This window comes from Pseudomonas sp. NFXW11 (genome assembly GCF_049887815.1).
Taxonomy (GTDB): Bacteria; Pseudomonadota; Gammaproteobacteria; order Pseudomonadales; family Pseudomonadaceae; genus Aquipseudomonas.
The window spans coordinates 1-12,445 of record NZ_JAGEKI010000026.1 but is presented as its reverse complement, the minus strand read 5'-3'; the positions used below and the strand labels follow the sequence as shown (position 1 = coordinate 12,445).

Annotated in this window: 8 protein-coding genes; 3 read left to right on the top strand and 5 right to left on the bottom strand. The window is 65.9% G+C overall.

The features are described 5' to 3' along the window. Positions 1-9 precede the first annotated feature (9 nt). From J4P02_RS28375 to J4P02_RS28360, 4 genes are all read right to left on the bottom strand, one after another. Positions 10-777, bottom strand: a complete 768-nt coding sequence (locus J4P02_RS28375) for an EboA domain-containing protein (RefSeq protein ID WP_426196682.1) — start codon at positions 775-777, stop codon at positions 10-12. Next, the gene (locus tag J4P02_RS28370; protein ID WP_426196680.1) at positions 774-1,658 is read right to left on the bottom strand and encodes a UbiA family prenyltransferase; all 885 of its coding nucleotides are present in this window, start codon (positions 1,656-1,658) and stop codon (positions 774-776) included. Before J4P02_RS28370 ends, J4P02_RS28375 begins: the two co-directional genes overlap by 4 nt. Beyond that, entirely contained in the window at positions 1,655-3,535 is a 1,881-nt protein-coding gene (locus J4P02_RS28365) for a 3-dehydroquinate synthase (RefSeq protein ID WP_426196678.1), read from the bottom strand. Before J4P02_RS28365 ends, J4P02_RS28370 begins: the two co-directional genes overlap by 4 nt. A gap of 697 nt (positions 3,536-4,232) precedes the next feature. After that, positions 4,233-4,781, bottom strand: coding sequence for a cysteine hydrolase family protein (locus tag J4P02_RS28360; protein ID WP_426196676.1), 549 nt, complete (start codon positions 4,779-4,781; stop codon positions 4,233-4,235). Between the two features lie 159 nt (positions 4,782-4,940). On the opposite strand from J4P02_RS28360, the gene J4P02_RS28355 reads away from it, so the two are divergent. After that, a complete protein-coding gene (locus J4P02_RS28355) occupies positions 4,941-5,885 on the top strand; it encodes a GlxA family transcriptional regulator (protein WP_426196742.1) in 945 nt (314 codons plus the stop codon). A gap of 83 nt (positions 5,886-5,968) precedes the next feature. Here J4P02_RS28355 and J4P02_RS28350 read toward each other — a convergent pair whose 3' ends face one another. Continuing rightward, positions 5,969-10,252, bottom strand: coding sequence for a DEAD/DEAH box helicase (locus J4P02_RS28350; protein WP_426196674.1), 4,284 nt, complete (start codon positions 10,250-10,252; stop codon positions 5,969-5,971). Positions 10,253-10,500: 248 nt separating this feature from the next. Between J4P02_RS28350 and J4P02_RS28345 the strand changes: the two genes are divergently transcribed. Beyond that, entirely contained in the window at positions 10,501-11,385 is an 885-nt protein-coding gene (locus tag J4P02_RS28345) for a sugar nucleotide-binding protein (RefSeq protein ID WP_426196672.1), read from the top strand. Then, positions 11,378-12,307 (top strand): NAD-dependent epimerase/dehydratase family protein, encoded by a 930-nt coding sequence (locus J4P02_RS28340; RefSeq protein ID WP_426196670.1) that lies wholly within the window; start codon positions 11,378-11,380, stop codon positions 12,305-12,307. Before J4P02_RS28345 ends, J4P02_RS28340 begins: the two co-directional genes overlap by 8 nt. Positions 12,308-12,445: the final 138 nt, after the last annotated feature.

Genomic DNA, 12,445 nt, shown 5'->3' with positions numbered 1-12,445 from the left:
CGGGAGCTTTCAGGCTTCAGGCGGCAAATGTCGGAGCCAGTGCGCTGGCAAGCGCTGCTGCTGGCACAGGCCGCGCAGGCGCTGGCGCTGGGCCTGGCTCAGCAGCTCGAAGGCGATGACCTGGGGCAGCGCATCGCTGACGCTGCGGCCCGCCGCCAGCTGTTCTTCCATGTGTTCCAGGGCCAGTTGGTTGAGGTCGACGCTGCGGCGCTGGGCCAGCCCCAGAATTCGCCCGCTGTCCAGGCCCATGCCCAGGCTCTTGAGCACCAACTGGTGGAAGGCCCGCTCCGGGTAGTGGCGGGCGGGGAAGGGGTTGTCCAGGGCGATGGCGGCGAACACTTCGCGGTTGTTGGTGCGCCCTGCCTGCAGCGCCAGGTCGAGGCTGCGACCCTGGCTGTCGAGGTCGTCGAGAATGCTCAGCAGCGCGCTTTTTTCCTGATCGTCGCCCCACAGGAACAGCTGGCGCAGCAGCGCCAGTTGATCGCCACCGGCCTGCTGCTCGAGCAGTTGCGCCACCAGCAGGGCCCGGGCCTGCTGGGTTTGCTTGCAGTCCGGCTGGCCGGCCAGGGGGGCATCGCCGAGGCGACGCTTGCACTGGCTGCTGAGCAGCACCAGGGTGTTGGCCGACGGCTGATCGGCCAGTTGCTCCAGGGCCTGGTGCCACCAGCGGCGGGTCTGCTCGTCGAGTTGCCCGTCGAAGTGCCGGCGCTTTTCGACAAAGGCTTCACGGCGCAGGGCGAGCGGGGTCGGGGTGGGGCAAAGCGCATCCATGCTCATGTCGGCTTGATCCAGCGCTGAAGGTGAGGAAGCAGGAAGAACACCAGCACGCACAACAGGCTGCCCAGGGGCTGGTTGGCTACCGCCAGCACCAGGGCATCGAACAGCGGCAGGGCGGCCAGGCCGGCACCGATAAAGGCGCGGATCTGCCGTTGCCGCGGGTTGCTCAGGTGGCGCCGGTAATGCCACCCCAGCCAGCCCAGCCACAGCAGCAGCACCAGCCAGAACACCGCGTTGTCGGCATAGGCGGCCAGCAGCAGGGGGCTGAGCATCAGCAGCAGCGGCAGGCGGCTGAGCAGTTGGTTCTGGTGTTCCAGGCGCGCCAGGTAGGTCAGCCCGGCGATATAGGTGCCCAGCAGCGCGGCGCACAGCCACAGCGGCTGCGCTGGCAGAGCCAGGCTGGCGGCAGCGGTCAGGTACAGCGCCGAGCGGCAGCCGCCCATCAGCCATACGCTGTGGGGATACTTCTTGTGCAGCAGGTTGTAGGCAAGGATGAACAGCAGCAGCAAGGCGGCACTGGCCAGTAGCCAGTGGGGCTGGGCGATCAGTTGGCTCAGGCCCAGCACCGACAGGCTCGCCAGCAACAGCAGGGCCGCGGTGGCCAGGGTGACCTGGGTACGGCTGACCAGGCCCAGCACGATCGGTCGCGGGTTGTGGTGCTGCTGGTCCCAGTCGGCATCCAGCAGGTCGTTGAGCAGCATGCCCGCCAGGTACAGCGCCGAGAGCGCCACCAGCAGCAAGGTCCAGACCAGCGGCGAAGGCGGCGCCAGGGCACTGGCGCTGCTGGCCAGCAAGGCAGCGGCCAGGGCGTTGGTCCACACCGTCGGCAGGTTGGAGACCCGGCCCAGGGTCAGCCAGGTGGTCAGGGTTGAAGCGGTCATTGTGCGCAGCCCTCGCTCCAGGCGAAGTCCGGCCCGCCGAAGCTGCACAGGCGCAACAGGGCCTGCTCCATCAGCGGCCGTTCGATGTGGTGCACGTCCACCGACTGGCCCAGGCGCCCAAGCAACGGGATCGACAACTGGCCACCCAGGTGCTGGCGGAACTCCTCCAGCCCCAGCAGCACCAGGGAGCGGCCCTGGGCATCTTTCAGGCCCAGCTCCGGCGGGCACAGGTTGAAGCCGAGCCGGTCCAGCAACTGCACCAGGCGCTGGGTCTCGGCATCTTTCAGCAAGCCGCAGGCATTGGCATAGAAGGCATCCAGGGCCATGCCCACCGCCACCGCCTCACCATGGCGCAAGCGGTGCTGGCTGAGGTTCTCCAGCTTGTGCGCGGCCCAGTGACCGTAGTCCAGGGGCCGGCCATTGCCGCGTTCGAAAGGATCGCCGGCACCGGTGATATGCCCCAGGTGCAGTTCGGCGCAACGGCGGATGGCGTAGCGGCTGGCGCTGTGTTCGAAGTTCGCCAGGGCCTCGGCCTGTTGCTCCATCCACTGGAAGAACGCTGCGTCCTTGATCACTGCCACCTTGACGGCTTCGGCCAAGCCGGCGAGCTGGTCGCGCCGGGACAGGCTCAGCAGCAACTGGAAGTCGTTGATCACCGCGTTGGCTGGGTAGAAGGCCCCCAGCAGGTTCTTCTGGGCGAAGGCGTTGATGCCGTTCTTGACCCCGATCCCGGCATCGTTCTGGGCCAGCACCGTGCTCGGCAGGCGGATCAGGCGCATGCCCCGGTGGAAGGTGGCGCAGGCGTAGCCCACCGCGTCCAGCACCGCGCCGCCGCCCAGGGCCAGCACGTAGCAATGGCGGTCCAGGCCCTGTTCCAGCATGTGCGCGTACAACTGCTGGAGCACCTCGGCGGTCTTGCTCGACTCGCCCGCCGGCACCGCGATCGGCGCCGCTTGCAGGTGCAGGTCAGTGCTGTAGGCGTCGAAGTAGGCTGCGATCTGCTCCGGCAATGACGGGTTGCAATGCAGCAGCTGTTCATCGACGAACACCAGCACCTTGGTCCGCCCCTGAGGCTGGGCCAGTTGCCGATGCAGGCAGGGGTTGTGCGTAGCGAAGACATGGTCGGTGAACAGGACCGGGTACTGGTAGCTGACCTCGAAGCGCCCCTCCAGGGGCTGGTCGAGTGCCTGTTCGCTGTGCCCGGTGCGGGGCTTGAGCAGGCTGCGGGCGCCGAGGAACAGGCCGGGCAGCACCATGCTGGCAAGCAGGGTCGCCAGCAGCGCGTGCTCTTCCACCAGCAGGCTGCCAATGGCGGCGTAGGCCAGGGCCAGCCCGGCATTGGCCAGGGTGGTGACCAGGAGGAACTGGCGCAGCGGGTAGCGTTGCATGCCGGCGGCCAATACCGAGGTTTCCGCCAGCACTGGCACTCCGCGCAGGCAGATCAGCGACAAGGTATTGAGGCGATAGGCCAATTGCCCGGGTTGCCAGCTACGCAGGCCCAGGCGCCTGGATAGCAGGCGAAAGTAGCCGGCCCCCAGCCAGTAGCCCAGCACGGCGCCCAGGCACAGGCCGATAAAGATCACCAGGTAGCCGCCAACGGCGCCCAGGGCCGCCACTGCCAGCAGCGCCACCAGGCTCGAAGGCACCGGCAACAGGACGTCCAGCGCCAACAAGGCGATCAGCAACAGGGCCAGGCCGGTGCGCTGCAGGGGATCGGTTGGAAGGAAAGTGCTCAGTTGCTGCAGCAGCTCTTGGATCTGTGGCTCGAACAGCACAAAGCTGACCACCACCAAGACTGCGAACAGCACCAGCGACAGCCAGTAGTTTTCGGCTGTGCCCTTGAGCGAGAAGGCATGAGACAACGAGCTGCGCTTCATCAAGCGTCCCTCTTGATTGGTATGACTAGTTCCATGTCAGTGTCAGCTTGGCGGGGCAGGGAGGGCGTCTGGTTATTCAGTTCCTCGACGGTTGTTATTGGTGTTTTGATCGCTGAAGAGTGTTTCAGTGGCGAGTAGCTATCAACTTAGCCAAGCCCGTCGGATTTGCAAGTAAGTTCAATGAAGTGGCTCGCAAGGCTGCTTTTTGGCGCGCAGGGAAAGTGCGGATGATTATGTATTCAAGTGCTTACATGGCGGTGCTTGACGGAATGGTCAGAACTTTTAAAGGGCATTTTTGCCCAGTAAATACGCAGTCTTCAGAGGGCGATGAGCAATTTATATTGCTTTTTGCTCTACGTTTTATAGCTATTTGCGCTATGCGGGTTAAACCATCATTGGCAATAAGGCGGGCTGTTTATAAGGGTTGTAGTTATGCGGCGAAAGTATAATGTCCGAATAAATCTAAAGCGGATTTGAAATAATGCGCGGGCTGCTGATTTCTATTAGTCAGCTATTGAATAGTTGGCTTGTTAGTGGCGTCATTAATTTGGCTGTTTTGCAGTTGCGCTGCGATGGCTTGTGATAATGAAACAGCAATTAAATAATAATCATTCGTATATGTAAGTTGTGTGTTGGAATCGGCTTATTAGCCTGGCATTGCCTGCGCAGATGTTTGGCGCAGGCAATGCCGGAACCGTCAGGCGGCAAGGAATTCCTCAGTACTCAGAACTTGGGCATAGGCGAAGGCCAGGGCGGCCATCACCGCGTTGTGCACCTGGGCCGCCGGCACCCGCTGGCCCTTGAATTCCAGGTCGAGGGTGGCACAGGCGTCGTTGATCACCTGCACCCCATAGCCCAGGTCGGCCGCGGCCCGGGCGGTGCCTTCCACGCACATATGGCTCATGTTGCCCACCAGCACCAGTTCATCGACCTGCAGCTCCTCAAGGATCGATTGCAGATTGGTGTCGCGGAACGAATTGACGAAGTGCTTGAGCACCACAGGCTCCTCGGCACGGTTCAGGACCTTGGCGTGCAGCTGCGCACCCTCGGAGCCCGGGGTGAAGAAGGGCGCGCTGTCGGAGGTGAATTCGTGGCGCACGTGCACCACGGGTCGACCCTGCTGGCGGAAGGCCTGGATCAGCCGGGCGGCGTTGTCCGCTGCGGCTTCGACGCCGACCAGGGGCCATTTGCCGTTGGCGAAGTAGTCATTCTGGATATCGATTACGATGAGCGCCTGTTTGGCCATGGGTGGTGCCTCCAAGTGAGTGATTGAGCCTGGGGCCAGTATCGGCGGCTGGTAATCGCGGGTGGATTGGCCGCACCGACATTAAGCGAGGGAAAACTGACAGTGGGCATTCAAGGCAGGGTCGCCGAACTGGGCGTGTTGCTTTATCCCGGGGTGCAGATGGCCGCGGTGCATGGCCTGACCGACCTGTTCGAAGTGGCCAACCGGATCGCCGCAGAGCAGCCGCAGGCACAGTTGCCGCAGCTGTGTGTAAGCCATTGGCAGGCGACCGGCAATGAGCAGGGCCCGAGCCGGGTCTATGCCAGCCAGGCTGGAGACAGTGGCGGCTTGCTGGCGCTGGTGATTCCGCCGTCGTTGGCGGGTTTCAGCGCCAGCCAGTCATCTCCGGCCCTGGCCGCCTGGTTGCGCCAGCAGCACGCCGCCGGCGCAACCTTGGGCGGGGTCTGTGTGGGCTCGATCCTGCTGGCCGAGAGCGGCCTGCTCGATGGTCGCTGCGCCACCACCCACTGGACCTCGGCCCAGGCCTTTGCCGCGCGTTATCCCCAGGTGCGGTTGGAAGCCGACAAACCCATGGTCGATGACGGCGACCTGATTACCAGCGCCGGGTTGATGGCCTGGGCCGAGCTGGGGCTGCGCCTGGTGGAGCGTCTGCTGGGGCCGGGCATCGCCAGTGCCACCGCGCGCTTTCTGGTGATGGAGCACAGCGCCAGCGCCAGCCAGCGCGGCAGCAATTTTGCGCCGATTCTCAATCATGGCGACGGGGCGATTCTCAAGGTGCAGCACTGGTTGCAAGCCAATGGCGCGGTGGATGTCTCCCTGGCGGCGATGGCGCAGCAGGCTGGCCTTGAACAGCGCACCCTGCTGCGCCGGTTTCGCGCGGCCACTGGCCTCAAGCCGACCCAGTACTGCCAGCACCTGCGGGTGGGCAAGGCCCGGGAGTTGCTGGAGTTCACCAATGGCACCATCGACCATATCGCCTGGACCGTGGGCTACCAGGACCCGGCGACCTTCCGCAGCCTGTTCCGCAAGGTCACCGGCCTTGCCCCCAGCGAGTACCGCAATCGCTTCGGCCTGGCGCCGGCGAGTGGTGCCAGGGCGCAATAGACAGGGCCATTGAGTTTTGTGCAGGGCTTGCCGGCCCCTTCGCCGGCAGGCCGGCTTCTACGAGAGGTGGGGCGGCGAGCGGGTTAGTGCCGGATCAATTTGTTGCGCAGGGCCTGGGCGTCTTGCGCTTCGAGTTCCAGCCACAGGTGCTGGGTGCCGGCGATCTCGGCTGCGGCGGGCAGGCCGTCGCGATACACCAGGCGGTTGCCGCTCAGGGCCGGCACCTTGGGCCCGGGCAGCAGGGTGCCGGCGAGGTTCAAGGGGTCGACGCCGCACACCGCGATCAGGCTGCCGTCGTGAGGTCGACGCCGCACTTCCCGCAGCAGCGGGATGGCTTCCGGCAAGGCGAACTGTTCACCGGCCAGGCCGCTGACAAAACGTCCGCCGCGAATCTCGCCTCGGGCTTCCAGGCGATGGAAAGTGCGCAACAGCTCGCGCCAGCTGGGCAGCCAGTCGGCCTCGCGCTCCAGCAGGCGCCAGAACACCACGCCGTAGCGACGCAGCAGGGTCATGGCCACCTGTTCCAGGGTGGTCGCTGCATCCTGGTTCGCCGAGCGCCGCAGTAGGGCCCAGCGACCGGCGTCGTCCATGCCGCCGACCAGCGCCCCGCGGCCGCGTCGGCTGCTGCGCTTCTGGCGTTTGCTGGCCGGGGTGATCAACGCCCGCAAGCCGGCGAAACTGTCGGCATTCACCAGGCCGGCGCCCACCAGTTCCTGCAACACCGCCTCCAGTTCGCTGCGCAGCAGGTGGGCTTCATGCAGCAGCTCATCGAAAAACAGCGCGCCTTGCTGGCTCAGCAGGGCCTGGACTTTCTGCGCCTTGGGCGACAGTTCGCTGCTTTCGCCGGGGTTGGCCAGGGCATTCCACAGCGCCGCCCGGGCGCGTGGCAGCAGTACGATCGGGGTGCTGCGCAGGGCGTTGCCGGCGTTCTTGCCGCTGGCATTGATCCGGCTCCAGACCAGCTTGCCGCTGCGGCACAGTTCATCCAGCCAATGGGGGGCGTAGTCCTTGATCCGCGCCGGCAGCAGGTCGCTGTCCCAGGCCGAGGCGGCGGCGGGGTAACCCTCGAACTGGGCAACCACCTCGGCCAGCATGGCGCTGCCCTGGCCCTGGGTGGCCGGTGACAGGCGCTGCCAGTCGAACAGAAAGCGCATGAAGTCCTGCAAGGCCACTGGCTCGATCTCACGCCGCAGGCGCTTGACCGTGTAGCGATGAATGCGCGCCAGCAGATGGCGTTCGCACCACTGTTCCTCTTCGCCGCCAGGGCTGAAGCGACCACGCAGCACATAGCCCTCGCGTTCCAGCTGGACCAGGGCCTGGTTGATCGCCGTGGACGGCAACCCCAGGGGCGTGGCGATCTGCGCCAGGGTCTGCGGGGCGAAACCACTGAGGCGGGCGCGGATGACTTCCACCAGGGCCGGCTCGGCGTCCCAGGCCTGGTCGAAACCCGGCAGCGCGTGCAGGTCCGGTTGCATGGGCTGGGGATACAGGGCACGCAGGCCGTTGATACGTTCCAGGGCCAGCCACAGGCCGCCATCGGGCCCGGCTTGCACGCGGCAGGCCCGGCCGTGGGCGGCGAGGCTGGCCAGCCAATGGCTCCAGTGGGCATTGGCCTGGGCTTCGGCCTCGCTGATCAGCGCCAGGCTCATCAGTGCTTCGTGCATTTCATCGGCACTGGCGGGGTTCGGCCAGGCTTCCTGGGCTACCGCGGCGATTGCCTCGGGGTCCAGGGCACCGAGGTCGTCGCTGCTTTGCGGGTCGCTCCAGCGGCGCGCCAGCACCGCCTGGGTGCGGCGTTCTTCCAGGGGCGCATCGTCGAGAAAGGTGTATGGCTTGGCACTGAGAATCTCCGCCGCCAGGGGCGAGGGCGCCGGCAGGTCGCGGCACAGCAGGCGCACCTGGCCCTGTTCCATGCGCCGCAGCAGTTGCAGCCATCCCTCGCAGTCCATGGCTTGGTGCAGGCAGTCGTCGAGGGTCTGCTCCACCAGCGGATGGTCGGGGATCTCGCGCTCGCCCGCGAGGTTCTCCAGGCAGGCGATCTGGTCGGGAAACACGCTGGCGATCAGGTCCTCGCTCTTCATCCGCTGGATCTGCGGCGCCACCTTGCGCCCGCCGCTGTAGCGCGGCAGGGCCAGGGCCACCCCGGCATTCCAGCGCCAGCGCACGCCGAACAGCGGGGCGTCCAGCAGGGCCTGGATCAGGATGTGCTCGGCGCTGTGGCTGTGCAGGTAACGCCACACCTCGTCGAGGGCGAAGCTGTGGCTGGTGGACAGCGACAGGACGATGGCGTCCTCGCTGGCCGCGGCCTGCAGTTCGAAATTGAAGGTGCGACAGAAACGCTTGCGCAGGGCCAGGCCCCAGGCGCGGTTGATACGGCTGCCGAAGGGGCTGTGGATGACCAGTTGAGTGCCGCCGGACTCGTCGAAGAAGCGCTCCATGATCAGCGTGTCCTGGGACGGCAAGGCGCCTAAAGCCAGGCGCGCCGGGGCCAGGTAGTCCACCAGTTGCTCGGCGCTGGCGCGGTCCAGGCCCAGCTGCTGTTGCAGCCAATGGATGGCCGGGTGCAGTTGCCCGGGCGTGGCACCAAGCAGCTCGTCCAGCTGGGCCAACAGCCGGGCCACCGCGCTGGACAGCTCGGCGCTGCGCCCTGGAGCCTCGCCGAGCCAGAAGGGAATGTTCGGCGGCTGGCCCTGGGCGTCTTCGACTCGTACCTTGCCACTTTCCACCCGCAGGATGCGGTAGGACGTATTGCCCAGCTGGAACACGTCGCCGGCGATGCTTTCCACGGCGAAGTCTTCGTTAACGCTGCCGATATTCAGGCCCTGGGGTTCCAGCAGCACGCTGTAGTCGGCGTTGTCGGGAATGGTCCCGCCGCTGGTCACCGCGGTCAGCTTGGCCCCGCGCCGTCCGCGCAGGGTGCGGCTCAGGGCATCGCGGTGCAGGTAGGCGCTGCGCAGGCCCTGGCGGCCGTTGAAACCCTCGGCGAGCATCTGCAACAGGGCCTGGTAGTGGGCCTGATCCAGCTCGGCATAGGGTGAGGCCCGGCGCAACATGTCCAACAGCTGGTGTTCCGGCCATTCCTGGCAGCTGACCTCGGCGACTATCTGCTGGGCCAGTACATCCAGCGGCGCCCGGGGAATCAGCAGGCTGTCCAGTTCGCCGCGGCGCACGCAGTCGAGCAGGGCGGCGCATTCGATCAGGTCGTCCCGGGTCAGGGCGAACAGGCGGCCCTTGGGCATGCCGCCCACCTGATGGCCGGAGCGACCGACCCGTTGCAGAAAGGCCGAGATCGAGCCGGGCGAGCCGATCTGGCACACCAGGTCGACATCGCCGATATCGATCCCCAGTTCCAGCGAGGCGGTGGCGATCAGCACCTGCAGTTCGCCGGCCTTGAGTCGCTGCTCGGCCTCAAGGCGCTGTTCCTTGGCCAGGCTGCCGTGGTGCGCGGCCACCGCCGGCTTGCCCAGGCGCTCGCTAAGGTGCCGTGCCAGGCGCTCGGCCAGGCGCCGGGTGTTGACGAAGATCAGCGTGGTGCGGTGCTCTCGAACCCGTTCCGCCAGACGTTCGTAGACCAACTCCCATACATCATTGGCCATCACCGCCGACAGCGGCACCGGCGGCACTTCCAGGGCCAGGTCGCGGGGCCGGGCATGGCCGATATCGACAATTTCGCAGGATCGCTGATGGCCCACCAGAAAACGCGAGACGGCTTCGATGGGTTTCTGCGTGGCAGACAGGCCGATGCGCAACAGCGGTTCGCCACAGAGTGCCTGCAGGCGCTCCAGGCTCAAGGCCAGGTGGCTGCCGCGCTTGCTCCCGGCCAGGGCGTGGATCTCGTCGACAATTACCGTGCGGGTGCTGGCCAGCATCTTCCGGCCCGAGTCCGAACCCAGCAGCACATAGAGCGATTCCGGAGTGGTGACGAGAATCTGCGGCGCGTTCTTGCGCATGGCATTGCGGTCTTTCTGCGGGGTGTCGCCGGTGCGCACGGCGGTGCGGATCGCCAGTGGCGGCAGGCCCATCAGTCGCAGTTGCTCGGTGATGCCGGCCAGCGGGTCTTGCAGGTTGATCTGGATATCGTTGCTCAGGGCCTTGAGCGGCGAGACGTAGACCACCAGGGTGGCGTCCGGCAGTTCGCCGCCGGCGGCCAGGCCCTGGCGCACCAGGTCGTCGAGCACGACGAGAAAGGCGGTCAGGGTCTTGCCGGAGCCGGTGGGCGCGGCCACCAGGGTCGAGCGGCCCTGGGCAATCAGCGGCCAGGCGCGGGCCTGGGCCGTGGTTACGGTGGCGAAGGTGCGCTTGAACCAGGCACGGACGGCGGGATGAAAGCCGTCCAGCACCGGGTCGACGGATTGGGCAAGGTTCATAAGGGAATTTATGCGGCCGCCCGAGGCAACTTGCAAGCCTTGGGCTGGGGGCAAAGGCGCCGTCGGCCGGGCGCCCGGGCCCAGCGGGCCGCAGCGGCTAGAGTCCTGGTGGGGCGCGCGTCACTTTCTCAGTGACGCTTGCGCCACAAACCCGCAAAATGCAACGATTCCGGCAATTCTCGATGGCCTAACCCATGGGATTGGCCGATCCAAACCATCGTTCTGAACTGACTGGGCCTGCTGACTCTATGCGAATGCGCCTTATGTTACTGGGCGGCGGAAATGCCCTTGGGCAGGCGCTGATTCGCCTGGGTGCGGAGGAAGACATAGGTTTCCTCGCCCCCCGTCCACCGCAAGACGGTTGGGACGCCGCGAGCCTCACGCAACTGCTCGATGACACCCGCCCGGATGCCTTGATCAACCTGGCCTACTACTTCGACTGGTTCCAGGCGGAGTCGGTGAGCGAAGCGCGCCTGAGCGGTCAGGAGCGGGCGGTCGAGCGGCTGGCCGAGCTGTGCCAGCACCACAACATCATTCTCCTGCAACCTTCGAGCTACCGGGTGTTCGACGGCTCCCGGGCCACCGCCTACAGCGAGAAGGATGAGCCGGTGCCCCTGGGCCTGCGCGGCCAGGCGCTGTGGCGCATCGAGCAGAGCGTGCGCGCCACGTGCCCGCAGCACGTGCTGCTGCGTTTTGGCTGGCTGCTGGACGACAGTGCCGATGGCATTCTCGGGCGTTTCCTGGCGCGGGCCGAATCCCCGGAGGAGTTGCTGATGGCGGATGATCGCCGGGGCAACCCGACCCCGGTGGACGATGCCGCGCGGGTGATCATCTCGGTGCTCAAGCAGCTCGACTGTGCGGCGCCGCTGTGGGGCACCTACCACTACGCCGGCCAGGAGGCCACCACGCCCCTGGCCCTGGGGCAAGCGGTGCTGGGCGAGGCGCGGCAACTGCATCCGCTGGCCATCGAGGCGCCTACCGCCCAGGCCCACGCCGCCAGCGCCGATGCCGCGGAAGAGCCGCAGCATGCGGTGCTGGCCTGCAAGAAGATTCTTCACACCTTCGGGATCAAGCCACGCGCCTGGCGCGCAGCACTCCCGGCTTTACTGGATAGGTTTTATCGTCATGGCTGATGGCCCTGTATTGATCACCGGCGGCGCCGGTTTTATTGGCTCGCACCTGACTGACGCACTGCTGGCCAAGGGTTACTCGGTGCGGGTGCTGGATGACTTGTCCACCGGCAAGCCGAGCAACCTGCCCCTGGATGATGCGCGGGTGGAACTGATTCAAGGCGATGTCGCCGACGCGGCCCTGGTCAACCGGGCCATGCAGGGCTGTTGCGCCGTGGCTCACCTGGCTGCGGTGGCTTCGGTGCAGGCCTCGGTGGATGACCCGGTGCAGACCCACCAGAGCAACTTCATTGGCACCCTGAATGTCTGCGAGGCCATGCGCCTGCATGGGGTCAAGCGGGTGCTGTTCGCCTCCAGCGCGGCAGTCTATGGCAACAATGGCGAAGGCCAATCCATCGACGAGGACACGGCCAAGGCGCCGTTGACCCCTTATGCGGCGGACAAGCTGGCCGGCGAGCACTACTTTGACTTCTACCGTCGCCAGCACGGCCTGGAACCAGCGATCTTCCGCTTCTTCAATATCTTCGGCCCGCGCCAGGACCCGTCCTCGCCCTACTCCGGGGTGATCAGCATTTTCAGCGAGCGGGCCCAGCAGGGGCTGCCCATCAGCGTGTTCGGCGATGGCGAGCAAACCCGGGATTTCGTCTACGTGGGCGATCTGGTGCAGGTGCTGGTGCAGGCCATCGAGGCGCCGCAGCTGGAAGTGGGGGCGGTCAACGTCGGCCTGAACCAGGCCACTAGCCTCAAGCAGATGCTCGCGGCCCTGGCCGAGGTGGTCGGGCCATTGCCGCCCATCAGCTATGGCCCGGCCCGTGGCGGTGATATCCGCCATTCGCGGGCCAGCAACCAGCGGCTGCTGCAGCGCTTCACGTTCCCTGAGCCCACGCCGATGAGTGTCGGCCTGGCCCGTTTGCTGGGGCGCTGAGGGACATTGCGGTGTCTAGTCCTGAAATAGGTTTACACCTATACAGGTAGGCCAGTAGGCCTCAAAACGCCCGATGCACCGCATCGGGCGTTTTGTTTTTCAGGGCCATGTGAGGCCGCTCCGTGTTGTAGATTTGCA

Excerpts from the sequence above, each read along its gene's own strand:
- J4P02_RS28375 (WP_426196682.1), bottom strand. The coding sequence starts at position 777 with ATGAGCATGGATGCGCTTTGCCCCACCCCGACCCCGCTCGCCCTGCGC.
- J4P02_RS28370 (WP_426196680.1), bottom strand. The coding sequence starts at position 1,658 with ATGACCGCTTCAACCCTGACCACCTGGCTGACCCTGGGCCGGGTCTCC.
- J4P02_RS28365 (WP_426196678.1), bottom strand. The coding sequence starts at position 3,535 with ATGAAGCGCAGCTCGTTGTCTCATGCCTTCTCGCTCAAGGGCACAGCC.
- J4P02_RS28360 (WP_426196676.1), bottom strand. The coding sequence starts at position 4,781 with ATGGCCAAACAGGCGCTCATCGTAATCGATATCCAGAATGACTACTTC.
- J4P02_RS28355 (WP_426196742.1), top strand. The coding sequence starts at position 4,941 with ATGGCCGCGGTGCATGGCCTGACCGACCTGTTCGAAGTGGCCAACCGG.
- J4P02_RS28350 (WP_426196674.1), bottom strand. The coding sequence starts at position 10,252 with ATGAACCTTGCCCAATCCGTCGACCCGGTGCTGGACGGCTTTCATCCC.
- J4P02_RS28345 (WP_426196672.1), top strand. The coding sequence starts at position 10,501 with ATGCGAATGCGCCTTATGTTACTGGGCGGCGGAAATGCCCTTGGGCAG.
- J4P02_RS28340 (WP_426196670.1), top strand. The coding sequence starts at position 11,378 with ATGGCTGATGGCCCTGTATTGATCACCGGCGGCGCCGGTTTTATTGGC.